We start from the raw sequence: 21622 nt of genomic DNA on the forward strand, positions 1-21622 counted from the left end.
CCCTAGGTTGAACTGAAGTTTCATTGCTCTTTTCCGACCGGGGGACGCCTGCCCCCCGCACGGTATCAGGGGTCGAGCGCGCGGGCATCCTGGGGATGCCAGCCCACCTTGATCTTCTGGCCGGGCGACAGCTTGGTCTGCCCCAGCGTATTGCGCATCTTCATCACGAAGTCATCCGACCCGGCGACCTTCAGGACCGCGCGCAGGATGTCACCCATGTAGATGATCTCGACTACCTCGGCCTCGATCGTGTGGGCACCGGGCGGCATCATCTCGGGCTTGAACTCCACTCGTTCGGGCCGGATCGAGACCAGGGTCCTGTGGCCCTTCTCCTTGGCGTTGACCGCGGTCGCGTCGATCAACTCGCCCGTGGTCAGCCGGACCAGCGCCTTGTCGCCCGTCAGCTCCTCGATGGTGCCCATCAGCTTGTTGTTTTCGCCGATGAACTGCGCGACGAAGCTGTTCTCGGGGCGTTCGTACAGGTCGGCCGGCGGCGCAAGCTGCTGGATACGGCCATCGTTGAACACCGCGACGCGGTCCGACATCGTCAGCGCCTCACCCTGGTCGTGGGTGACATATACCACTGTAATCCCAAGCGATTCATGCAAATGCTTGATCTCGAACTGCATGTGCTCGCGCAATTGCTTGTCCAGCGCGCCCAGAGGTTCGTCCATCAGCACAAGCTTGGGGTCGAACACCAGCGCTCGCGCCAGCGCGATCCGCTGCTGCTGGCCGCCCGAAAGCTGCGCGGGGCGACGGTTGGCATAGGCCCCCATCTGCACCATGTCCAAGGCGCGCTTGATCTTCGCTTCGCGTTCGTCCTTGCCCATGCCGCGGACTTCCAGCGGGAAGGCCAGGTTCTCGCCCACCGTCATGTGCGGGAACAGCGCATAGTTCTGGAATACCATCCCGATCCCGCGCTTGTGCGGCGGGACCTGGTTGATGTTCACGCCGTCCAGCTTGATCTCGCCATGCGTCGCCGTCTCGAACCCGGCCAGCATCATCAGACAGGTCGTCTTGCCCGAACCTGACGGCCCCAGCATCGTCAGGAACTCGCCCTTGCCGATCGACAGGTTCAGGTCCTTCACAACAAGCGTGACACCGTCATAGCTTTTCTGGACGTGCTCAAACGCGACGAAGGCGTCGTTGCGGGGCTCTTGCGTCACCCGTGTCTCCCTGATGGTTCCGGGGCTTCTCGCCCTCTGGCTTGATTCGACTAAACCGAAACGCGCCCCCCAATGCAACGCAGTTTTTCGACGCCAAACGGCACTTTCGCGACCTGTTTGGGCAGCTTTGCGCCGCTACGGGAAGAACGCACAGTATTCGACAGCCCGGCAGTCGATCTGCCTGCAATCATCGCAAGAAAAGGATGCAATCCTGCCGAAGAAAGTGGCTGCAAAGGCGAAGGGCGCGGGGTTTCCCCCGCGCCCTTGGCGTTGTCCAGCGAACCCTGGTGCGGATGAAAAGACTCGAACTTTCACTCCGGTTAAGGAACAGCGACCTCAACGCTGCGCGTCTACCAATTCCGCCACATCCGCATGTGGGCCCGGTTTGGACGCCCGCTATCTAGCGACTGGCGCGCAGGATGAAAAGGGGCATTTTGCACGCCCCCTTCCGACCATGTCAGTTGCTTTGGAAGATGAGCAGCGGCAGCCGCGCCGCGGTGATCGCGGCCTGCATGCCCGACTGCATCATCTCGCCGTTCGCACCCGGCTCTGCCGCAGGGGCCAGCGCGACAGCCTCGGGCGCAGCTTCGACCACAGGATCGACAACCGGCTCGGCCTCGGCGACCTCGGTCTCCGGCACCTCGACGTCGAAGACCGGCAGCGCCGCCTCCTGCACCTCGACCTCGGGTTCCAGTTCCGATGCCCGGCCGTTGATCCGGTAGGACGCCTTCTTGATCACCGCATCCCGGCCCTGGACGCCCGGCGCCACGACCATCTGGCCCTGTTCCATCGCGTCCAGCGACATCTGGTACCAGTCCATCGCCAGATCAGGCCGCTCCGCCGCGCCGAAGCCCTGGCTCAGGTGGTGGCCGAGGTATTCCGAATACCCCCGCTCGCCAAGCGACGCCAAAAGCAGGGCCGAGCCGATGGCGACGTTCATGTCATCCTGGGCATAGCCGACCCCAAGGCAGACCTTGGCCGTCCCGGACAGCTGCGCCGGCGACATGCCAGACGACAGGATGAAGCCTTCGACCCCGCCCAGCACATCGGCGGCCGGTTTCAGCGACAGCGCCGCCACATGGTCTTTCAGCACCGGCCCGAAGGCCGCGCACTGCTCGGCGATCTGGTCCGGCGTAAAGCCCGCGATCTGCGCAGTCAGCTCGTCTCCGCGCGAAATCGCATAGCTGCGCGCCAGGCAGAACTGCTCGCCCAGGGCGAAATTCGCGTCCTGCATGGCATCTGCCGTGGTCAGACCGCCATTTGCCGTGGTCGTCAGGCCGATCTGGTTGCAAGCCGATGCGAGCGAGCCCTTGGACCCTGCCGGGCTCATGAAGGACGGAAGTGCGGGGTCCTCGGGCAGGGCCGCCACGGTCTCGGGGGCTGGCACCTCAACCTCGGGTTCGTCCGCGACCAGCGTCGGCAGCGCCGCAGCCGCAGCCGCTGCAACCGAGCCCGGCGCCGGCACGCCAGCCGCGGCCATCGTGCCGCCCGGCGCAATCCCAGCCATCTCGTCGCGCTGCGCGATCAGTATCGCCTTCATCCCATAGGGGCTGCTCGCCACGGTCGAGGCGATGACCGGCCCGCCCGCCACCGCGCGATGGTAGGACGTGACCAGGATCGTCCGCTCATGCTCGCTCAGCTGGCCCGTCGCCGGATAGCCGAGGAACGCCTGATACTGGCTGATCGCCGCCCGCGACCGCGGCCCGATCGACCCGTCTGCCGTGCCAACGCTGTAGCCGAAATAGTTCAGCGCCGTCTGCACCTCGCGGTTCGCCTCGCGCTGTTCGGCGCTGATCGAGGACTTGGTCGACTTCTTGGTCGACCGCGTCGTCGTTGTTCTCTTCTTGTTGTTCTCGTTGGCAACCGCACCGCCGATGATGCCACCGATGATCGCACCGGCGATAAAGTCCTTGCCATCGGCGCGCGCGGGCGCGGAAATCGGTGAAAGAGGGGATAAGGCGACCGAGGCCATCAGCGCCGCCGTTGCAATCTTCTTGATCTTCATGACATCACTCCGTGAAAAGAACCCCGGTACAGCCTAACACGGGATTGCCCTTGGGGAAGGCAGGATTTCCATCAAGTCCCTCACACCGCCCCGAAGATTGGAGCGTCAGATTGGTAGAATGGCGTCACATACCCGGACTAGCGCCCTATCCGGAAACAGTTGCCGCGATGGAAGCGCATGTCGCCGCCATGACCGAGGGCCGCGCCGGTGAGGCGATCTGGCTTCTGGAGCATCCCCCGCTCTATACCGCAGGCACTTCGGCCAAGCCGGCCGACCTTGTCCAGCCCGACCGATTCCCGGTCTATCCGGTCGGTCGCGGCGGGCAGTATACCTATCACGGCCCCGGCCAGCGGGTGATCTACACGATGCTCGACGTCAAGGCGCGGGGCGGCGACGTGCGCTGCTTTGTCCGCGACCTGGAACGCTGGGTCATCGACACTCTGGCCGAGTTCAACGTGACAGGCGAAATCCGCGATGGCCGCGTCGGCGTCTGGGTCCAGCGGCCCGACCGCCCCGGTCCCGACGGCAAACCCGGCGAAGACAAGATCGCCGCCATCGGCATCAAGCTCCGCCGCTGGGTCAGCTTCCACGGCATCTCGATCAACGTCGAGCCGGACCTGTCCCACTTCGACGGAATCATCCCCTGCGGCATCCGCGACCACGGGGTGACCAGCCTGGTCGATCTGGGCCTGCCCGTCACGATGGCCGATCTCGACGCGGCGCTGATGTCCACCTTCGAACGGGCCTTCCAGCGCAGTTGCGCCGCGCAAGATGTCGCATAGCACCAACATGCTATTGCATATCAACGCCCCCCACCCCCATGTTCCGCTCGTGGAGGCGCAGCGTTGCCCCCAGTTGAACACGAGGACATCATGAAGACGTTCATCCTTCTTGCCGTTGCCGCCACTGCCATGGCCGCTCCCGCTTTCGCGGGCGACCCTGCCGCGGGCGAGGATACGTTCAAGAAGTGCAAGGCCTGCCATTCGGTGATCGCGCCGGACGGAACCGAGATCCAGAAGGGCGGCCGCACCGGCCCGAACCTTTACGGCGTCATCGGCCGTGGCGTGGCCTCGGACCCCGACTTCAAATATGGCGAGTCGATTGCCGCTCTGGGCGCAACCGGCGCGGTCTGGGACGAAGCCAGCCTTGCCGCATATACCGCCGACCCGGCCGGCTATCTGAAGCAGGCGCTCGGCGATGATGCGGCCAAGTCGAAGATGTCCTTCAAGCTTTCCGCCGGTGGCGAGGACGTGGCCGCGTACCTGGCCTCGGTCGCCCAGTAAGCCCGTCCGACAGCACGGTTTTGGGGCGCGGTTCCGCATCGGAACCGCGCCCTTCGTCATTCCGCCCGAAAATCTCTGTCCTGCGGCAAAGTCGTGCATTGCGACCTGCCTTCGGCATCGCTAAAGACGGGATCACAAGGGAAACCGGGCAACCCGATCAACGGGCGGCGAACGGCATCACGGAACGACCAAAGCGGAGGACGCCAATGGCGGACGCAGCCATCCACGGCCACGAACACCACAAACCCGGGTTCTTCACCCGCTGGTTCATGTCGACCAACCACAAGGACATCGGGATTCTCTACCTGTTCACCGGCGGTCTCGTCGGCCTGATCTCGGTCCTGTTCACCGTCTACATGCGGCTTGAACTGATGGAGCCGGGCGTCCAGTACATGTGCCAGGAAGGCGCGCGCTTCGTGGCCGACGCGGCCGCGACCTGCACCCCGAACGGGCACCTCTGGAACGTGATGATTACCTATCACGGCGTCCTGATGATGTTCTTCGTCGTCATTCCCGCCCTCTTCGGTGGCTTCGGCAACTACTTCATGCCGCTGCAGATCGGCGCGCCGGACATGGCCTTCCCGCGGATGAACAACCTGTCCTACTGGCTCTACGTCGCCGGGACCTCGCTGGGCGTGGCCTCGATGCTGGCACCGGGCGGCGGTGGCGACCTTGGCACCGGCGCGGGCGTGGGCTGGGTTCTCTATCCGCCCCTGACCACCACGGCCGAAGGCGGCTATGCGATGGACCTCGCGATCTTCGCCGTCCACCTGTCGGGCGCCTCCTCGATCCTGGGCGCGATCAACATGATCACGACCTTCCTGAACATGCGCGCGCCGGGGATGACCCTGCACAAGGTGCCGCTCTTCGGCTGGTCGATCTTCGTCACCGCCTGGCTGATCCTTCTTGCCCTGCCCGTTCTGGCCGGCGCGATCACCATGCTGCTGACGGACCGCAACTTCGGCACCACCTTCTTCACCCCCTCGGGTGGCGGTGACCCGATCCTTTACCAGCACATCCTGTGGTTCTTCGGCCACCCCGAGGTCTACATCATCATCATCCCGGCCTTCGGGATCATCTCTCAGGTCATCTCGACCTTCTCGCGCAAGCCGATCTTCGGCTACCTGCCGATGGTCTACGCGATGGTCGCCATCGGGGTCCTGGGCTTCGTCGTCTGGGCGCACCACATGTACACCGTGGGCATGTCCCTGACCCAGCAGTCCTACTTCATGCTGGCGACGATGGTCATCGCGGTGCCGACGGGCGTGAAGATCTTCTCGTGGATCGCGACGATCTGGGGCGGGTCGGTCGAATTCAAGACCCCGATGCTCTGGGCCTTCGGCTTCCTCTTCCTCTTCACCGTCGGCGGCGTGACCGGGATCGTCCTCAGCCAGGCCCCCGTGGACCGGGCCTACCATGACACCTACTACGTCGTGGCGCACTTCCACTATGTGATGTCGCTGGGTGCCGTGTTCGGGATCTTCGCCGGGATCTACTTCTGGCTGGGCAAGATGTCGGGCCGTCAGTATCCGGAATGGGCGGGCAAGCTGCACTTCTGGATGATGTTCGTCGGCTCGAACCTGACCTTCTTCCCGCAGCACTTCCTGGGCCGCCAGGGCATGCCGCGCCGCTACATCGACTACCCCGAGGCATTCGCCTACTGGAACTGGTTCTCCTCGGTCGGTGCCTTCATCTCGTTCGCGTCCTTCGTGTTCTTCATCGGCATCGTGTTCTACACGCTCCTGTGGGGCCGTCGGATCACCGAGAACAACTACTGGAACGAATACGCCGACACCCTGGAATGGACCCTGCCCTCGCCGCCGCCGGAACACACGTTCGAGCAGCTGCCCAAGCAGTCCGACTGGGACAAGGGCCACGCGCACTAAGCGCCTGATCTGATCCAAGGGCCCCGGGCTGCACCAGCACCCGGGGCCCTTTCCTTTCGCCTTCGAGGTATGCCATGCGAATCGTCTTCTTCCTCCTTTCCCTCGTGGCGCTGGCTTTCGTGGGATATGTCGGCATCGCAGGCTATTTCCTGGCCCATGGAACGGCGGGCCTCTTGAAGACCGGCCCGATCGCCGCAGCCCTCGCCACGGCCGAGCCGCCGAGCGACCCGCTCGCACTCGGCTTTCGCGGCGACCCGATGCAGGCACTGTCCCTGCCCTTCCAGACCGTAACCCTGGACACGCCCCTCGGTGCGGCCGAGGCCTGGCTAGTCCCCGCCGCCGGTCCCGAGGCGGGCCGTGCCATCTACGTCCACGGCATCGCCGGCGCGCGTGAGGACGGCTATCGCGCGCTGTCGATCCTGCACGAGGCCGGCTGGACCGTCCTTCTGGTGACCTACCGCAACGACGAGGGCGCCCCCGCTTCGCCCGACGGAAGCTATGGCTTCGGCCTGACCGAATGGCCCGATCTTGAACCCGCCGTGACCCGCATGGCCCCGGCCGAGACCGACCGCGTGCTCGTCGTCGCGGAATCGATGGGCGGCGCGATCCTTGGCCAATTCCTGAAGCAAAGCCCGCTCGCCCCCCGCGTCAGCGCCATCGCGCTCGACAGCCCCGCGATCAGCTTTGCCGCCGTGATGGATCACCTCGCCGCCGCGGGCGGGAAACCCCTGCCACAGGTCATCGCCTGGACTGCGAAACAGGTGCTGCCGTTCAAGACCAGCCTGACTCTGGACCAGGCCGAAACCGCCGCTGCCTACCAGGTCTTCCCGGGACCTCTGTTCCTCGCCCATGGCAGCGCCGACCGGATCGTTCCCATCGGCCCCTCGCAATCCCTCGCCGCAGCGCGCACGGCGCCCACCGTCACGCTCTGGACCGGGGCCGACCACCTTGGCTCTCATGCCGAGGACCCCGCCGCCTATCGCAAGGCCTTCCATGACTTCTTGGCGCAGGTGAAGGGCTAAAGCCGGTCGATCTCGGCCGCGACGCGGGCCTGCAGGTCCCACAGATACCGGTCGCGGATCCCCAGCGCCTCCAGATGGCTGACGGTGTTGTAAAGGTATTCTGCGCAGCTGCCGACATGGCCGACCGCCTGCGCCAGCCGCCGGGCCTGCTCGTCCGGTGTCAGCCGCTCGACGGCCGGACCATCCTTTGGCGCACAGTAGAAGACCAGGGCCCGGACTGCACCTTCCGGCGTCCGAACCGTCACCCACCGTACCCCGTGAAGGCCCTCGTGAGAGGCGACCTCGCGCTTCAGTAGCCGCAACATGCGGCCATGCGGATCATCCTCGGGCATCCGGTAGGCGATGCCAGAGCAGGCCCCGCCTCGCTGCAACGCGAGCATCAACCCCGGCTGGTCTGGCGTCGCGCGCCAGTTCCGGATCGGCAGGCAGAAGGACCGGCGCCAGCCATGTACCAACCCACGCCGCGCCTCGACATATTCGAAGTCCGGTTTCCAGATCAGCGAGCCATAGGCGAACAGCCAGAACGGCCCGCCGTCCACCTGCCTTGCCATACGCTCGGCGATGACAACCATTTCGTCGTCCGTGATCCTTGTCAGGTTCGAGGCATACTCGATCCGTGGCACCTCGCGCGCCACCTTCGCCAGATGCGCCGGCCCCAGCGCCATCACCCGACCCGAACCTGCCATTGCAGCCCCCCGGTCACCCCGAAGCAGGATCGCAAAGGTCCGCCCTGCTGACAAGCTGCCGCAGGGGTCTTCCCTTTCGGGGGCGAGAAATTAGAAAGGAGCCATGCCCTATGAATGGCTTCCCCCCGAAGGCGGCGAGGACCGCCTGCATCTCTGGCCGCACCGGTCGCTCACGCAAGCCGGGTTCGTCTGGTTCGTCGGCCTGACCGCCGCACTGATCGCCGTGCCGCTGATGGGCATCATCGGCAGCCCGGTCGTCTGGGCGCTCCTCCCGTTTCTCCTCGGCGCAATCTGGGCCATCTGGTTCGCGCTAAGAAAGAACGGCCGCGACCGCGACATTGTCGAGGACCTGCGGCTCTCCCCTGACCGCGTCACCCTCGTCCGCCACGGCCCCAAGGGCCGCCGCCAGGACTGGGAGGCGAACCCCTACTGGCTGCGCGTCACCCTGCACGAAACCGGCGGCCCGGTGCCGAACTACCTGACGCTCAAGGGCGACGGGCGCGAGGTCGAGCTCGGTGCCTTCCTGTCCGAAGACGAACGCATCGCGCTGGAGAAAGATCTCGGACGCCGCATTGCGGGCCTACGCCGGCCATGATTGTTGCGGACAAGACCGGGATAGAACCCGGGAGATCCACCATGACCAAAGCTCTTGCCGTCGCTGTCGCCCTGACCCTGTCCGCCCTGCCCGCCCAGGCCTTCGAGATCGGCTTCGAATGGGGGGCGCTGAAGTCCTGCACCAACGGCAGTCCGAACACGGTCGACAACCCGCGCTTCGAACTGACGGACGTGCCGGAAGGGACCAAGTTCATCCGCTTCAAGATGGTCGACCTGAATTACCCCAGCTTCGACCACGGCGGCGGCACCATCGCCTATACCGGCCAGACCGTGATCGAGCCTGGCAGCTTCAAGTACAAAAGCCCGTGCCCTCCCAGCGGGCAGCACAAGTACCAGTGGACGGCCACGGCGCAGTCCAAGAAGTCGGGCGGAAAGATCGACGCGGCAAAGGCGGTTCGCAAGTATCCGGAATAGGCCGGTCCGGCGGGGTCTCCCGCCGCGGCGGGCTTGACCAGGGTCAAGGCGGCATCCGGCGCGCGGTTGCAGGATGCCTGCATCCTTCCCTTGGGACGATCAGGCCATGCCCGCACTCTCACCCCGCTGGACACGCCCCGCCGCCATTGCCGCCGGGGCGTTCGGCGCCCTGACCATTCTCAGCGGCAGCCTCGTGCTGTTTGGCCCCGAGGCCGCCCAGCGGGCGGCGGGGGACGCCCTGCCCTTCGTCGTGATCTTCAACACCGTCGCGGGGGTCGTCTATCTGATCGGTGCCCTTGCCCTTTGGCAAAACCACCCCGCTGCCCGCGGGATTGCGCTGGCCATCGGGCTTGCAACGCTGGCAGTCTTCGCACTCTTCGCGGGTCTCGCGCTGGCCGGGACCAGGGTCGAGCTGCGAACCGCGCTCGCCCTGCCGTTCCGGTCCGTCTTCTGGCTCGTCATCGCGTGGGCTGCGGGGCGTCCGGCCCGACCATAGTCACAACCACACGCACGAGTGACAACTCTGCCGGTCGCAGGGTCGCAATCCCGGCCTCGACCACCATCCGTCCCTCCTCGATGTCGGCTTCGGTCATGGTGCGGCCAAGACCGACCGCCACAAAGAAAGCCTGCTCCGGCGTCGTGCCCTGCAACGCCCCCTCGCGCCAGAGGCCGAGCAGAAAGTCCTGGACCATCCCGCGCACCCTGGTCCAGGTGACGGGTGTGTTTGGCTCGAACACGAAAGGCTCCAGCCCTTGGGACAGGCAGGCCTTGACCCACATCACCAGCCGAAGCTGGGGGATGTAAGTGGCGGTGGGGTCCTGGCCTGCAAGGGTGCGCGCACCCCATTTCCGCACGCCCCGGCCCGGAAGGCTGCGGAGCGGATTGATTGCCATCCCCCCGACCGGATCGCGCAGCAGGTCCTCGTCTGCGGCGCGCACCGGCAGCGCGGGCTGTGCATTCTCCGCCAAAGCCCGGTTGACCGGGGCTTTCCAGACCCCCTGCTCGCGATCATTCTGCCCCAGCAGGCCCGAGACGACCCCCGATGGCGGCAGCACTACGCGCGCCGAACGCGCAAGCTCAAGCGCCGCGCTCCGGATCGACAGCGCTCCGGGATCTCCCGCGATCGCCGACACCGCCCGCCCGACCAGACCATGGGTCTCCCGCACCGTGACCGTCCCATCTGCCGCGACAGTCTCATCCCGGGCCTCCGCGACCCGGATCGCCGACAGATCGACCTCATGCGCCCGTCCCATCTGCAGGAACGGCGCATAGGCCGCCCCATAGCGCAACTCAGCTGCCGTCACGCCGGACAGGGACGCGCGAAACCCTGTGCAGGTCTCGGCCCAGCTCACGAACAGCTCTTGCCGCGCGGACGGGACATCCAGGATCAGCATCCGCCGCCCATTCGCCGCACAAGACGCAAATGCCGCTGCCATCACCCTGCTCCAGCCCGGGACCGCAAGGTGTACGGCATCCGGCACCGCCAGCAGCGTCACGTCGTTCAGGCCTACGGTCGCCTGCACGCCCGCGACAAGCTCCTCTGCGCTGCCCCCGGTTGTCGGCACGATCCAGGCCGCCCCGCCGCCATTGTCGAAATGCGCAGCAACGGCCGGATGCAGCACGACTGCGGGCACCTGCGGCGCAGGGCCATGCCAGTCCACCGCGACGGCCAGCACCCGGCCCTGGGCATCCAGCCGCCGCGTGACCCGCACCGCCATCGGCTCGGGCGGCGGCGCGCCGACCTTGTCCAGGAAATCGGGATACGAGATCACCCGGATCGGCCCCTTTTCCGCCAATCCCGGAACCGGGCCGACAAAGGCCGTCACGGCAGTCGGCAGCCGGGCCAATTGCCCAGCAACCTTCTCTTCGACATGCACACCCGGCGTCAGGGCCATGCGCCCGCGTCCTTCTCCCGCTGACGCGGAACCGCCGGTCAGAGGGCAGGCCCTACCCCAGCCGCCCCTTCACCAGCGCGCCCACCGCGCCGAAATCCATCTGGCCGGTGTACCTGGCCTTCAGCGCAGCCATCACCTTGCCCACGTCGCGGATGCTGGCCGCCCCCGTTTCGGCCACCGCCGCATCGACCGCCGCCGCGATCTCGGCCGCGTCCATCTGGCGCGGCAGGAATTCCTGGATCACGCCGATTTCGGCCAGTTCCTTCTCGGCCAGTTCCAGTCGCCCGCCCTCTTCATAGGCCCGCGCCGATTCCTGCCTCTGCTTCACCATCTTGCCCATGATCTGCAGGATCTCGGCCTCGCCTACCTCGACCCCGTCCCCTTCGCCCCTGACCGCAATCTCGCGGTCCTTGATGGCGGCGTTGATCAGGCGCAGCGTGGACAGCCGGTCGGCCTCCTTGGCCTTCATGGCCTCCTTGAGGGCCGTCTGCAGACGGTCGCGCAAAAGCATGGCAGGTCTTTCCGATAGTTTCCCCAAGTTTCCGACAATACCCTGAACCCGTCCGGACCGCAACTGTGGCCCCATTTCCCAACCCATTGATTCTGATACACAATCCTTTTCCCAGCCGGGCTTGACCCTGCCCCTGGCTTTCCTTAGGTTCCGCGCAATTTGCCCAAAGGGAGAGTCGCCCATGCCTGCGCCGCAGAAGCCTACCGCCTGCCTCGCACTTGCCGACGGCACCCTGTTCTACGGCCATGGCCTTGGCGCTGTGGGCGAGACGGTGGCAGAGCTTGTCTTCAACACAGCGATGACCGGCTACCAGGAAATCATGACCGACCCCTCCTATGCGGGCCAGGTCGTGACCTTCACCTTCCCCCATATCGGCAATACCGGCGTCACGCCCGAGGATGACGAAACCACCACCCCTTCTGCCGCAGGCATGGTGGTGAAGTGGGACCCGACCGAGCCGTCGAACTGGCGCGCAACTGGTGAGCTGACGGATTGGCTCACGAAGATCGGCCGCATCGGCATCGGCGGGATCGACACGCGGCGGCTGACCCGCGCGATCCGCCAGCAGGGCGCGCCGCATGTCACCCTTGCCCACAACCCCGATGGCAAGTTCGACATCGAGAAACTGGTAGCGAAAGCCCGCGCCTGGAAGGGACTGGTTGGCCTCGACCTCGCCAAGGATGTCACCTGCGCGCAAAGCTATCGCTGGGATGAAAAGCGGTGGGCCTGGCCCGAGGGTTACACCCGCCGCGAGGGCCCGGGCTTCAAGGTGGTCGCGATCGACTACGGCGCCAAGCGCAACATCCTGCGCTGCCTGGCCTCCGTTGGCTGCGAAGTCACCGTCCTGCCCGCCACCGCCACCGCCGAGGATGTCCTGGCCCTGAACCCCGAGGGCGTGTTCCTGTCGAACGGCCCCGGCGACCCGGCCGCGACCGGCGCCTATGCCGTGCCGATGATCCAGGGCGTTTTGTCCAAGGACCTGCCGCTCTTCGGCATCTGCCTTGGCCACCAGATGCTGGCGCTGGCCCTGGGCGCGAAGACCCGCAAGATGAACCACGGCCACCACGGTGCGAACCACCCCGTGAAGGACCTGACCACCGGCAAGGTCGAGATCACCTCGATGAACCACGGCTTCACCGTCGACGCCGACACCCTGCCGAAGGGCGTCATGGAGACGCATATCTCGCTCTTCGACGGCACCAACTGCGGCATCGCGGTGGACGGCAAGCCGATCTACTCGGTCCAGTACCACCCCGAAGCCTCGCCCGGCCCCCAGGACAGCTTCTACCTGTTCGAACGCTTCGCCGCCGCGATGAAATCCCGCCGCGCCGCCTGAAACGGGCGGAACGCAGTTAACCGCCTGTTAACCCTGAGCCCCCAATCTGCATCCTGCGGAGGTGGGGGTTGCTATGGGTGCCGCCGAACAGATCGTTGACCAGATTGCCGTTCCCTTGCCCAAAGGGCTTCGCCGCTTTGCCGTCGGCGCCTCGCTCCTGCGCGCGGGCGTCGTCGCGCCCGAAGAGATGCTCACCGCCCTCTCGCATCAGGGGCGTGAGGCTGGCCGCCTGCCGGACGTCCTGCGCACCCGCGGCCTTGTCGTCGAACGCGACCTTCTCGGCGTCGATGCCCGCAACCACGGCATCCGCGTCCTCGATCTCGACAGCGCGCACCCCGACCCCCGCCTGATCGACGCGGTCGGCACTCAGGACTGCCTGCGCCACGGGCTGGTCCCCTGGCAGAAGGTCGGCGCCGTCACCGTCGTCGCCACCTCCCGGCCAGAGGAGTTTCACCGCCTCCGCCCGATGCTGGAAAGCCGCCTCGGCCCCGTCGCCGCGGGCATCGCCTCGCCCCGCGCGATCCTGGCCGCGATCCACGCCCGGCGTGGCGACCGCCTGGCCCATGCCGCCGAAACCCGCGTCGCACCCGCCGAAAGTTGCCGCAACTGGCCGCGCCTGCACCAGTCGCCGCGCGCCCTGGCCGTCCTCGGCCTGATCCTCTTCGCCCTCGCCCTCGCGCCCCTTGCCTCCGGCCTCGCCGCCCTTGCCTTCGCCGTCTTCTCCCTAACCTGCCTGACAATCCTGAAGATCGCAGCCGCCGTCGCCGCCCTCCGCGCCCCCCGTCCCGGCCCGGACCCCGCCAGCGATGCGATCCAGCCCATCGTCTCGATCATCGTGGCGCTCTATCGTGAGGCCGACATCGCCCCCCGCCTCGTCCGCCGCCTCGCCCGTCTCGACTATCCGGCCGACCTCCTCGACGTCATCCTCGCCGTGGAAGCGGAGGATCACATCACCCTCGACGCGCTCGCCAACTCAGAACTCCCGCCCTGGATGCGGGTCGTCGTGGTGCCGGATGGTCAGGTCAAGACCAAGCCCCGCGCGTTGAACCACGCCTTCGACTATGCCCGCGGCGCCATCATCGGGGTCTACGATGCCGAGGATGCACCTGACCCGGACCAGCTTCGCCGCGTCGTCGAACGCTTCCAGCGCTCGGGGCCCGAGGTCGCCTGCCTGCAAGGTGTCCTCGACTACTACAACCCCCGCACCAACTGGCTAAGCCGCTGTTTCACCATCGAATATGCCGGCTGGTTCCGCCTGGTCCTGCCCGGCCTCGCCCGGCTTGGGCTGGTCGTACCCCTCGGCGGCACCACGCTCTTTTTCCGGCGCGAGGTGCTGGACCGCCTCGGCGCCTGGGACGCGCACAACGTGACCGAAGACGCCGATCTCGGCATCCGCCTTGCGCGCCACGGCTACCGCACTGAACTCATCGACACCGTCACGCATGAAGAGGCGAACTGCCGCCCGCTCCCGTGGATCAAGCAGCGCTCGCGCTGGATCAAGGGCTACATGATGACCTGGGCCGTCCACATTCGGCAGCCGGTGCAGCTCTGGCGCCAGCTTGGCCCGCGCGGATTCCTCGGGTTCCAGGTCCTGTTCCTCGGCACCATCGCGCAATTCCTGCTCGCGCCCCTGCTCTGGTCCTTCCTCCTTCTGCCCTTCGGCTTCGACCACCCGCTTTACGCAGCCCTCCCCCCGGCCGCCGTCTGGTGCATCGCCGGGGTCTTCTTCCTGTCCGAGGTCGCGAACATCCTGATCGGCGCGCTTGGCCTTGGTCGCACCGCGCATGGCCTCAGCCGGATCTGGGTCCTGACGCTCAAGCTCTACTACCCGCTCGCCTCGCTCGCCGCCTACAAGGGGCTGATCGAACTGGCGACCCGGCCATTCTACTGGGACAAGACCACCCACGGCCTCTTCGACCCGGCAGAGGAGCCTGCAGACTGACGCCGAAAGGCGCTAGCGCATCCGCAATTCGCCCGCATCGACCCGCAGGCGCGTCTCGAAGGCCTTGCTGATATGCGACTTCAGCGCCTGATAGGCCGCATCTCCATCTCCCGCCTCGATCGCCGCGACGATCTGGGCATGTTCCTCCAGAGCCACCTCGTCCCGGCCTTCGGCCGCAAACGACGTATTCGCCATCAGCGCCATGCTGCGATGCACCAGGTCCAGCTGCTGCACCAGAAACCGGTTGTGGCTGGCCAGATGGATCTGCTTGTGAAACCGCTTGTTGGCCCGGGACAGCGCCCGCGGATCGCCACCCAACAAGGCACGATCCTCGGCCACCATGCTTTTCAGGACCCGCACTTCCTCGGGCGTCGCATGTCGCGCGGCCAGCCGGGCCGCCAGCCCCTCCAGCTCGGTCCGCACAGTGTAAAGTTCGGCCAACTGGTTGTGATCCAGCGAGGCGACAATCAGGCTCCGCCCGTCGCGCGTCAGCATCGCCTGCGTTTCCAGCCGCTGCAGCGCCTCGCGCACCGGGGTCCGGCTGACCCCCAGCCGCTCGGCCAGCTCGCTTTCCACCAGCCGGTCGCCCGGCTTGTAGACCCCGGCCTCGATCGCCTCCATCAACAGCGTATATGCGTCTTTCTGCACCCGTTCCGTCCCCCCTGCGCGGCCCGGACCCTAACGCGGCCCCCGCCCCGCGATCAAGCCTTCCCAATGCCGCGCCCCCGCACTACATCCGTCCCATGCCGAAACAGGATTTCAGTCACGTCACCACTTGGGTCTTCGACCTCGACAACACGCTTTACCCGCCCCACATGCGGCTCTTCGACCAGATCGAGGTCAAGATGACCGACTGGGTCATGCAGGCGCTCAAGGTCGACAGGGCGCGGGCAGATCACCTGCGCGCCCACTACTGGGCGACCTACGGCACCACGCTGGCGGGCCTGATGACTGAACACGGCGTCGACCCCGGACCCTACCTGAATGAAGTCCACGACATCGACTTCTCGGTCCTCGCGCCCGACCCCGGGCTGGCCGACAGCATCGCCCGTCTGCCTGGCCGCAAAATCGTCTACACCAACGCCTGCGCGCCCTATGCCGAAAAAGTCCTTGTCGCCCGCGGACTTGCCGGCCTTTTCGACGGCATCTACGGGGTCGAGCACGCCGAGTTCCACCCCAAACCCGCCGCCCAGGCCTTTGCAACCGTCTTCGGAAAGGACGGCCTTGATCCCGCAAAGGGTGCGATGTTCGAAGACGACGCCCGCAACCTCGCCGTGCCCCACGCACTGGGGATGCGGACGGTCCACGTCGCCCCCGCGCCCGAACCCGCCGACCACATCCACCACCACACCGACGACCTCGCCGCCTTTCTAGCCCGCCTCATGGGGTGACACTCCGCCGCATGGCCGTTGCACGGTATCGCGCTAAGTCCACTTCGTAACCGTGAGGATGCCCATGATCGCGACAGCCGTCACCGCCCCCAGCCCCCTCGGCCGCTTTGCCCGCAAGGTCCCCGTTGTCGGACGCGTGATCCGCGACGTCGAACGCGACACCGACACGATCTATTACCTGCTGACAATCTTCGTGACCGCCGTGGTCCTTGCCGTGCAAACCTGGGGCCTGCCCGCGTTGGTGCTGACCGCAGTGGCCATGGTCCCGGTGATGTTCGTCATCCTCATCATCCTCGCCCGACCCTGAGGCACCCTGTCCTCTGGCCCCCCGCCCCGGGCCGCCCTATGCTGGCGGAAGGAGGCCCGACATGCGCGAAACCACCGACATCCTGATCTCTGGCGGCGGTGTCGCCGGACTTACAGCGGCCTGCGCCCTAGGCACTGCCGGCTTCCGCGTGATCTGCGTCGATCCCACCCCTCCGGTGACCGCAGCCGAGGACGACGGAGCTGACGTGCGCACCACCGCCTTCCTTCAGCCCTCGATCCCGGTCCTGCAGGCCGCAGGCCTCTGGTCGCGGCTCGAACCCCACGCCGCCGCCCTGCAGGTCATGCGCATCATTGACGCCGGGGGCGAAGCGCCCGAGGCCCGGCTGACCAAGGATTTCGACGCCGCCGACATCTCGGACGCCCCGTTCGGCTGGAACCTGCCGAACTGGCTCCTCCGCCGCGAAATGGTCGCCCGCCTGTCCGAACTGCCCAACGTCAGCTTCCGCCCCGGCACCGGCTTTGCGCAGATGCTGGTCCGCGACGCCGAGGCACTGGTGACGCTGACCGACGGAGCGCAGGTCGCCGCGAAACTGGTCGTGGCCGCCGATGGCCGCACCTCCCCCGTCCGCGAGGCCGCAGGCATCGGCGTCAAGACCACCCGGTACGGCCAGAAGGCGCTTGCCTTCGCCGTCACCCACGATATCCCGCACCAGAACGTCTCGACCGAGGTGCACCGCAAGGGCGGCCCATTCACCCTCGTCCCCCTGCCCGACCGCAACGGCCGCCCGGCCTCTGCCGTCGTCTGGATGGAGACCGGCCCGGAAGTCGCCCGCCTCGCCGCGCTGCCAACGGCCGATTTCGAAACCGAGATGACTGCCCGCTCCTCCGGCATCCTCGGCCCCCTGACTCTGGTCAGTCGCCGCTCGGTCTGGCCGATCATCAGCCAGATCGCCGACCGCCTCTCCGGCCCCCGCACCGTCCTGATGGCCGAGGCCGCGCATGTCGTACCCCCGATTGGCGCGCAAGGTTTGAACATGTCGCTGGCCGATCTTGCCAGCCTTCTCGACCTGGCGCTGTCCCACCGGGACGACCCCGGAGTGCCCGCCGTGACCGACAGCTTCCACCGCGCCCGGCATTTCGAGGTGCAGGCCCGCGTGACCGGGATCGACCTTCTGAACCGTGCCTCGATGGCCGAAGCCCCGATCCTGCGCGACCTGCGCGCAAAGGCCCTCGACGCCCTTTACTCCGCCCGCCCCGTCCGCCAGGTCCTGATGCGCACCGGCCTTGGGCTCAGCAAGAATTCTGCTACGCCAGACCGGGCCTAAAGTTTCGTGCAAAATTGCACAGAGCAGACGCAACCTGACGCGTGCGCGTGATTTCCGTGAAACATGTGATTGATGCGGCGACCGCCTTCACCTGTTTCCACTGGATTTCGTCGCCCTCTCGCCGCAAGTCCCACACGCCATCACATCGCAGAGAGGCCAGGTGAGTCAGCCGTGATTTCCCTTTTCCGGGTTTCGATCCCATGTTCCTTTCACCGCCAACAGACGACGGCGGATGAAACAAAACAGAAGGATTACAACATGAAACGCATCGCTCTTGTCACGGCTCTGGTCGCTGCCACCGCTTCGGGCGCCTTCGCCCAGCAGGCTCCGGTTGCGCTCTCTTCGGCCATCCAGTCCGAAATCCTCTCGGTCCTGCCGAACGCTGATCTGTCCTCGCTGACCAACGTGCAGTACGCCCAAATCGTCAGCTTCTTCTCGAACTCCGAGAACACCCGCACCCCGTCCGACGTGGCTGGTGGCGTGCAGGCGATCCTTTCGAACGCCCAGTGACCTCGTCACTCTGCTCAAACGCACAGGCCGGAGGCGCTCCCCTCCGGCCTGTCGTCTAGAGGACCACGTCCACCGCCCGTTTCAGCCGCGCGACCGTCCCATCGACATCCTTGAGCTTGTCCAGCCCGAACAGCCCCAGACGGAAGGTCTTGAACTCCGGTCCTTCGCCCACCTGCAAGGGCACCCCCGCCGCGATCTGCAAGCCCTCTCCCCGGAACTTCGCACCGTTCTGCACATCGGGGTCGCTGGTATAGCTGACCACCACCCCCGGCGCCTGGAACCCCTCGGCCGCCACAGACGGCACGCCCTTTTCCGCCATCAGAGCACGCACCGCCCGCCCCAGCGCCCATTGCGCGGCCTTCGCGGCCTCGAACCCCATCGCCTTCGTCTCGACCATCGCATCGCGGAAGCCCACAATCGCATCCGTGGGCATCGTCGCATGATAGGCATGCCCGCCCTTCTCGTAGGCCTCCATGATCGCGCACCACTTCTTCAGGTCGAGCGCAAAGGAGTTTGACGTGGTCTCCGCCAGCCGCGCCTCGCCCATCGGCGACAGCATCACCACCCCCGCGCTTGGGGATGCCGACCACCCCTTCTGCGGGGCAGAAATCAGTACATCGACCCCGGTCGCGGCCATGTCCACCCAGATGCAGCCCGAAGCGATGCAGTCCAGCACCATCAAAGCGCCGACTTCATGCGCCGCCGCCGCCATCTGAGCGATGTAATCGTCGGGCAGGATGATCCCGGCGCTCGTCTCCACATGCGGCGCGAACACCGCCTCGGGCTTCACCTCGCGGATCTTCGCCACCACCTCGTCAATCGGCGGCGGGGCGTAGGGCGCGCGGGCATCGTTGCCGGTCTGCCGCGCCATCACCACGGTCGTCTCGGACGCGAACCCGCCCGCCTCGAAAATCTGCGTCCAGCGATAGCTGAACCAGCCGTTGCGCACGATCAGGACCCGCCCCTTGCCGAACTGCCGCGCGACGGCCTCCATCGCATAGGACCCGCCGCCGGGGACCAGCGCCACGGCAGACCCCTTGTAGACCTCCTTCAACATGCCCGACACGTCGCGCATCACCCCTTGAAACCGCGCCGACATGTGGTTCAGCGAGCGGTCGGTGAAGACGACCGAGAATTCCTCAAGCCCCTCGGGGTCGATATGGGCGTGCAGTCCGGGCATCTTCAGGTCCTCTCAGAAACACGGTGGCGGGCGCGGGCCAGCCAGTCAGGGTTGATCTCGACGCCCCAGCCGGGGGCTTCCGTCACTGTGGCACGGCCCTCCTCGATCCGATAGGGGTCGTTCAGGAAGAGGCCATCCTGCCAAGGGTAGTAATCTAGACCCTCGATCGAGAATTCCAGATACTTCCCGGCATTCGGGATCGCCCGCAGAAGGTGCATCGTGCACATTGTCACGAGGCCAAGGTTCGCCGCATGCGGCGTAATCGGAAGGCCCGCTCGTTCGCCCATCCGGCAAACCTCCAGCGTCCGGCAGATGCCGCCCATGTACATGATGTCCGGCTGCAGGATGTCGACCGCCTTGTGCTCGATGGCCAGTTGCCAGGCCGTCAGCTCGCAATCCTGCTCGCCCCCCGCCACGTCGATGTTCAGGGCAGCCCGGACCTCGGCGGTCTGGTCGACCTCCCAGTACGGGCACGGTTCCTCGAAATGACCGATGCCGTTGTCTTCCAGCATCCGCCCAACCTCGATGGCCTTCGCGGGGGAATAGCAGGAATTCCCATCAACCAGCTTCTCAACATCGTCGCCGAGCGCCTTGGAAACAATGGGAATAACTGCTTCCGTCCGCCCCGGCCATTCGTCCTGGTCGCGCCCCACCTCGGCCCCCACGCGCCATTTGAAGGCGTCGAAACCCAAGTCGTCCCGAAGCTTGACGAACCGCGCCGCTTCATCCTCGGGCGTGATATCGCGCTTCATCGAACTGGCATAGGCGCGCACGCGGCCCGGCGACCCACCCAGCAGCGAGGCCACGGGCTTGCCCGCCACCTTCCCCCGCAAGTCCCACACGGCGGTATCCAGACCAGCCTGCGCCCGGCGCAGATAGCTGCCGGGAAACTTGTGCTCCCGCTCGAAGGTGCGGCGCAGGGTGTCCTCCAGATCCTCGACCTGCGTCCCCAGCGCGTAAGGCGCAACCTGCCGGTGGAAAATCTCTGCCGTGATGTCCGCCTGATAGGTCGAGGTTTGTCCCCAGCCGACATCGCCGGTATCTGCCGTGGCTTTCACGAAGCAGACATAGGGCGTGTCGAAGGTTTCCAGCTTGGCAATCTTCATGGCCTCTCCCCGGCACGGCTCTTCGTTCGACTTCGTCTCCTCATCGCGACGAGCGCATGAAATGCGACGAGGAGCGACCCCGACCCTAGCCGCCAAAGATCACGCTTTCCCGACCGTTTCCGCCACACCCAATGGCCCCGGGCGACGTTCTTCGGTCAAAAGCACGTTCGCCTCGACGTTCCCGACCCCCGGCAGGGTCATGATCCGCCGCCGCAACACCCGCTCGAAATCAGCGATGTCCCGCGCCACGACCCGCAGGCGGTAGTCGAACAGCCCCAGCACATGCTGCACCACCTGCACCTCGGGGATCGCCTGCACTGCGCGTTCAAAGTCCTCCAGCGAAACCCGCCCCTTCGTCGCAAGCTTCACCCCCAGAAACACCGTGACCCCGAACCCCAGCTTCTCGCGGTCGACCTCCACCGCCAGGCCCTTCAGCACCCCCGCCTCCTCCAGCCGCCTGACACGCCGCCAGGCCGCGGGCTGCGACAGGCCCAACCGCCGCCCCAACTCCCCCGCCGACAGTGTCCCGTCCGCCACCAGCTCGCGCAGGATCGCCCGGTCGGTGTCATCAAGATCGATCACAGCGGCAGCCCCCCGGTCTCCTTGATCGTGGACACCAGCATCAGTGCCTCCACCTCGGCGATATGCGGCAGGGTCAAGATCCGGTCACGGTAGATGCCGGTCCAATGCCCCATATCCCGCGCAATGACGTTCAGGCGCACATCGACCCGGCCAAGGAAGGTCTCGATCCCGATAACCTCGGGCACCTCCCGCGCGGCCACAATGAACTCGTCAAAGGCCCGCGGGTTGGTCTTGTCCAGGGTAAACCGCAAGCTCACCTCCACCTCATACCCCAGTGCCCGCCACTCCACCCGCGCGCCCTCGTGACGAATCACGCCCCCCTCGCGCAGCCTGTCCAGCCGCCGCCACAGCGTCGCCGGAGTCACCCCCGCCCGTTCGGCCAGGACCGCGCGCTCCAGCCCCGGCTCGGCCAGCCAGTGGCGCAGGATGCGGCGGTCGGTGTCGTCCAGTTGCATGAATTTCTCGGCAATCGATCAAATAGAGAATGATCCTTTGCATAG

At 66.3% G+C, this 21622-nt stretch carries 23 protein-coding genes and 1 tRNA gene; 13 read left to right on the plus strand and 11 right to left on the minus strand.

Annotation, left to right across the window (positions count from 1 at the left end; genetic code table 11):
• Window positions 1-65 precede the first annotated feature (65 nt).
• From E8M84_RS18600 to E8M84_RS18610, 3 genes are all read right to left on the minus strand, one after another.
• Window positions 66-1166 carry an ABC transporter ATP-binding protein gene (locus tag E8M84_RS18600; RefSeq protein ID WP_137112673.1) on the minus strand — a complete coding sequence of 367 codons (1101 nt, stop codon included), beginning with the start codon at window positions 1164-1166 and terminating at the stop codon, window positions 66-68.
• 285 nt (window positions 1167-1451) lie between these two features.
• Window positions 1452-1538 (minus strand) — tRNA-Leu (locus tag E8M84_RS18605).
• 85 nt (window positions 1539-1623) lie between these two features.
• Window positions 1624-3171 (minus strand): peptidoglycan-binding domain-containing protein, encoded by a 1548-nt coding sequence (locus E8M84_RS18610; RefSeq protein ID WP_137112674.1) that lies wholly within the window; start codon window positions 3169-3171, stop codon window positions 1624-1626.
• A gap of 110 nt (window positions 3172-3281) precedes the next feature.
• On the opposite strand from E8M84_RS18610, the gene lipB reads away from it, so the two are divergent.
• The 4 genes from lipB (at window position 3282) to E8M84_RS18630 (ending at window position 7362) form a co-directional block, all read left to right on the plus strand.
• Window positions 3282-3953 (plus strand): lipoyl(octanoyl) transferase LipB, encoded by a 672-nt coding sequence (gene lipB / locus E8M84_RS18615; protein WP_170971996.1) that lies wholly within the window; start codon window positions 3282-3284, stop codon window positions 3951-3953.
• 90 nt (window positions 3954-4043) lie between these two features.
• Window positions 4044-4454, plus strand: a complete 411-nt coding sequence (locus E8M84_RS18620) for a cytochrome c family protein (protein ID WP_137112675.1) — start codon at window positions 4044-4046, stop codon at window positions 4452-4454.
• Between the two features lie 206 nt (window positions 4455-4660).
• Window positions 4661-6340 (plus strand): cytochrome c oxidase subunit I, encoded by a 1680-nt coding sequence (ctaD, locus tag E8M84_RS18625; protein WP_137112676.1) that lies wholly within the window; start codon window positions 4661-4663, stop codon window positions 6338-6340.
• A gap of 74 nt (window positions 6341-6414) precedes the next feature.
• On the plus strand, window positions 6415-7362 hold the full coding sequence (locus E8M84_RS18630) for an alpha/beta hydrolase (protein ID WP_137112677.1): 948 nt from the start codon (window positions 6415-6417) through the stop codon (window positions 7360-7362).
• Here E8M84_RS18630 and E8M84_RS18635 read toward each other — a convergent pair.
• Window positions 7359-8048, minus strand: a complete 690-nt coding sequence (locus E8M84_RS18635; RefSeq protein WP_205914638.1) for a gamma-glutamylcyclotransferase — start codon at window positions 8046-8048, stop codon at window positions 7359-7361. The two genes, E8M84_RS18630 and E8M84_RS18635, sit on opposite strands and share 4 nt — an antisense overlap.
• Window positions 8049-8151: 103 nt before the next feature.
• Here E8M84_RS18635 and E8M84_RS18640 point away from each other — a divergent pair, with 103 nt between their 5' ends.
• The 3 genes from E8M84_RS18640 (at window position 8152) to E8M84_RS18650 (ending at window position 9573) form a co-directional block, all read left to right on the plus strand.
• A complete protein-coding gene (locus tag E8M84_RS18640) occupies window positions 8152-8643 on the plus strand; it encodes a DUF2244 domain-containing protein (RefSeq protein WP_137112678.1) in 492 nt (163 codons plus the stop codon).
• A gap of 41 nt (window positions 8644-8684) precedes the next feature.
• Complete coding sequence (locus E8M84_RS18645; RefSeq protein WP_170971997.1) at window positions 8685-9077, plus strand: hypothetical protein; 393 nt, start codon at window positions 8685-8687, stop codon at window positions 9075-9077.
• A 73-nt stretch (window positions 9078-9150) separates the two neighbouring features.
• Window positions 9151-9573: a hypothetical protein gene (locus E8M84_RS18650; RefSeq protein ID WP_137112680.1), complete on the plus strand. Its 423-nt coding sequence runs from the start codon at window positions 9151-9153 to the stop codon at window positions 9571-9573.
• Here E8M84_RS18650 and E8M84_RS18655 read toward each other — a convergent pair.
• Both E8M84_RS18655 and E8M84_RS18660 read right to left on the minus strand, forming a co-directional pair.
• Entirely contained in the window at window positions 9536-10972 is a 1437-nt protein-coding gene (locus E8M84_RS18655) for a phage tail sheath family protein (protein WP_137112681.1), read from the minus strand. The two genes, E8M84_RS18650 and E8M84_RS18655, sit on opposite strands and share 38 nt — an antisense overlap.
• 52 nt (window positions 10973-11024) lie before the next feature.
• Window positions 11025-11483: a GatB/YqeY domain-containing protein gene (locus E8M84_RS18660; RefSeq protein WP_137112682.1), complete on the minus strand. Its 459-nt coding sequence runs from the start codon at window positions 11481-11483 to the stop codon at window positions 11025-11027.
• A 181-nt stretch (window positions 11484-11664) separates the two neighbouring features.
• Here E8M84_RS18660 and carA point away from each other — a divergent pair, with 181 nt between their 5' ends.
• Together carA and E8M84_RS18670 are read left to right on the plus strand one after the other, a co-directional pair.
• On the plus strand, window positions 11665-12819 hold the full coding sequence (gene carA / locus E8M84_RS18665) for a glutamine-hydrolyzing carbamoyl-phosphate synthase small subunit (RefSeq protein ID WP_137112683.1): 1155 nt from the start codon (window positions 11665-11667) through the stop codon (window positions 12817-12819).
• A 73-nt stretch (window positions 12820-12892) separates the two neighbouring features.
• Complete coding sequence (locus E8M84_RS18670; protein WP_137112684.1) at window positions 12893-14761, plus strand: glycosyltransferase family 2 protein; 1869 nt, start codon at window positions 12893-12895, stop codon at window positions 14759-14761.
• Between the two features lie 12 nt (window positions 14762-14773).
• Here E8M84_RS18670 and E8M84_RS18675 read toward each other — a convergent pair whose 3' ends face one another.
• Complete coding sequence (locus E8M84_RS18675; protein WP_137112685.1) at window positions 14774-15409, minus strand: GntR family transcriptional regulator; 636 nt, start codon at window positions 15407-15409, stop codon at window positions 14774-14776.
• Between the two features lie 95 nt (window positions 15410-15504).
• Here E8M84_RS18675 and E8M84_RS18680 point away from each other — a divergent pair, with 95 nt between their 5' ends.
• The 4 genes from E8M84_RS18680 (at window position 15505) to E8M84_RS18695 (ending at window position 18254) form a co-directional block, all read left to right on the plus strand.
• The gene (locus E8M84_RS18680; RefSeq protein ID WP_137112686.1) at window positions 15505-16152 is read left to right on the plus strand and encodes a pyrimidine 5'-nucleotidase; all 648 of its coding nucleotides are present in this window, start codon (window positions 15505-15507) and stop codon (window positions 16150-16152) included.
• 64 nt (window positions 16153-16216) lie between these two features.
• Entirely contained in the window at window positions 16217-16459 is a 243-nt protein-coding gene (locus E8M84_RS18685) for a hypothetical protein (protein WP_137112687.1), read from the plus strand.
• A 61-nt stretch (window positions 16460-16520) separates the two neighbouring features.
• Window positions 16521-17744 (plus strand): UbiH/UbiF family hydroxylase, encoded by a 1224-nt coding sequence (locus E8M84_RS18690; protein WP_137112688.1) that lies wholly within the window; start codon window positions 16521-16523, stop codon window positions 17742-17744.
• 258 nt (window positions 17745-18002) lie between these two features.
• On the plus strand, window positions 18003-18254 hold the full coding sequence (locus E8M84_RS18695) for a hypothetical protein (protein ID WP_137112689.1): 252 nt from the start codon (window positions 18003-18005) through the stop codon (window positions 18252-18254).
• A 55-nt stretch (window positions 18255-18309) separates the two neighbouring features.
• Here the strand turns inward: E8M84_RS18695 and E8M84_RS18700 are convergent, their stop codons facing one another.
• From E8M84_RS18700 to E8M84_RS18715, 4 genes are all read right to left on the minus strand, one after another.
• On the minus strand, window positions 18310-19434 hold the full coding sequence (locus E8M84_RS18700; RefSeq protein WP_137112690.1) for an aminotransferase class V-fold PLP-dependent enzyme: 1125 nt from the start codon (window positions 19432-19434) through the stop codon (window positions 18310-18312).
• 2 nt (window positions 19435-19436) lie between these two features.
• A complete protein-coding gene (locus E8M84_RS18705; RefSeq protein ID WP_137112691.1) occupies window positions 19437-20540 on the minus strand; it encodes a mandelate racemase/muconate lactonizing enzyme family protein in 1104 nt (367 codons plus the stop codon).
• A gap of 99 nt (window positions 20541-20639) precedes the next feature.
• Window positions 20640-21122, minus strand: coding sequence for an Lrp/AsnC family transcriptional regulator (locus E8M84_RS18710; RefSeq protein ID WP_137112692.1), 483 nt, complete (start codon window positions 21120-21122; stop codon window positions 20640-20642).
• Window positions 21119-21577: an Lrp/AsnC family transcriptional regulator gene (locus tag E8M84_RS18715; protein ID WP_137112693.1), complete on the minus strand. Its 459-nt coding sequence runs from the start codon at window positions 21575-21577 to the stop codon at window positions 21119-21121. The genes E8M84_RS18710 and E8M84_RS18715 overlap by 4 nt, the downstream gene beginning before the upstream one ends.
• Between the last annotated feature and the right edge of the window lie 45 nt (window positions 21578-21622).

Origin of the sequence: Rhodobacter sp. SY28-1 (assembly GCF_005222785.1) — a bacterium.
Lineage (GTDB): Bacteria > Pseudomonadota > Alphaproteobacteria > Rhodobacterales > Rhodobacteraceae > Tabrizicola.

What these genes read in the sequence shown, in the direction of transcription:
- E8M84_RS18610 (WP_137112674.1), bottom strand. Translation starts at nt 3,171, where the DNA reads ATGAAGATCAAGAAGATTGCAACGGCGGCGCTGATGGCCTCGGTCGCC.
- E8M84_RS18620 (WP_137112675.1), top strand. Translation starts at nt 4,044, where the DNA reads ATGAAGACGTTCATCCTTCTTGCCGTTGCCGCCACTGCCATGGCCGCT.
- ctaD (WP_137112676.1), top strand. Translation starts at nt 4,661, where the DNA reads ATGGCGGACGCAGCCATCCACGGCCACGAACACCACAAACCCGGGTTC.
- E8M84_RS18630 (WP_137112677.1), top strand. Translation starts at nt 6,415, where the DNA reads ATGCGAATCGTCTTCTTCCTCCTTTCCCTCGTGGCGCTGGCTTTCGTG.
- E8M84_RS18635 (WP_205914638.1), bottom strand. Translation starts at nt 8,048, where the DNA reads ATGGCAGGTTCGGGTCGGGTGATGGCGCTGGGGCCGGCGCATCTGGCG.
- E8M84_RS18640 (WP_137112678.1), top strand. Translation starts at nt 8,152, where the DNA reads ATGCCCTATGAATGGCTTCCCCCCGAAGGCGGCGAGGACCGCCTGCAT.
- E8M84_RS18645 (WP_170971997.1), top strand. Translation starts at nt 8,685, where the DNA reads ATGACCAAAGCTCTTGCCGTCGCTGTCGCCCTGACCCTGTCCGCCCTG.
- E8M84_RS18650 (WP_137112680.1), top strand. Translation starts at nt 9,151, where the DNA reads ATGCCTGCATCCTTCCCTTGGGACGATCAGGCCATGCCCGCACTCTCA.
- E8M84_RS18655 (WP_137112681.1), bottom strand. Translation starts at nt 10,972, where the DNA reads ATGGCCCTGACGCCGGGTGTGCATGTCGAAGAGAAGGTTGCTGGGCAA.
- E8M84_RS18660 (WP_137112682.1), bottom strand. Translation starts at nt 11,483, where the DNA reads ATGCTTTTGCGCGACCGTCTGCAGACGGCCCTCAAGGAGGCCATGAAG.
- carA (WP_137112683.1), top strand. Translation starts at nt 11,665, where the DNA reads ATGCCTGCGCCGCAGAAGCCTACCGCCTGCCTCGCACTTGCCGACGGC.
- E8M84_RS18670 (WP_137112684.1), top strand. Translation starts at nt 12,893, where the DNA reads ATGGGTGCCGCCGAACAGATCGTTGACCAGATTGCCGTTCCCTTGCCC.
- E8M84_RS18680 (WP_137112686.1), top strand. Translation starts at nt 15,505, where the DNA reads ATGCCGAAACAGGATTTCAGTCACGTCACCACTTGGGTCTTCGACCTC.
- E8M84_RS18685 (WP_137112687.1), top strand. Translation starts at nt 16,217, where the DNA reads ATGATCGCGACAGCCGTCACCGCCCCCAGCCCCCTCGGCCGCTTTGCC.
- E8M84_RS18690 (WP_137112688.1), top strand. Translation starts at nt 16,521, where the DNA reads ATGCGCGAAACCACCGACATCCTGATCTCTGGCGGCGGTGTCGCCGGA.
- E8M84_RS18695 (WP_137112689.1), top strand. Translation starts at nt 18,003, where the DNA reads ATGAAACGCATCGCTCTTGTCACGGCTCTGGTCGCTGCCACCGCTTCG.
- E8M84_RS18700 (WP_137112690.1), bottom strand. Translation starts at nt 19,434, where the DNA reads ATGCCCGGACTGCACGCCCATATCGACCCCGAGGGGCTTGAGGAATTC.
- E8M84_RS18705 (WP_137112691.1), bottom strand. Translation starts at nt 20,540, where the DNA reads ATGAAGATTGCCAAGCTGGAAACCTTCGACACGCCCTATGTCTGCTTC.
- E8M84_RS18715 (WP_137112693.1), bottom strand. Translation starts at nt 21,577, where the DNA reads ATGCAACTGGACGACACCGACCGCCGCATCCTGCGCCACTGGCTGGCC.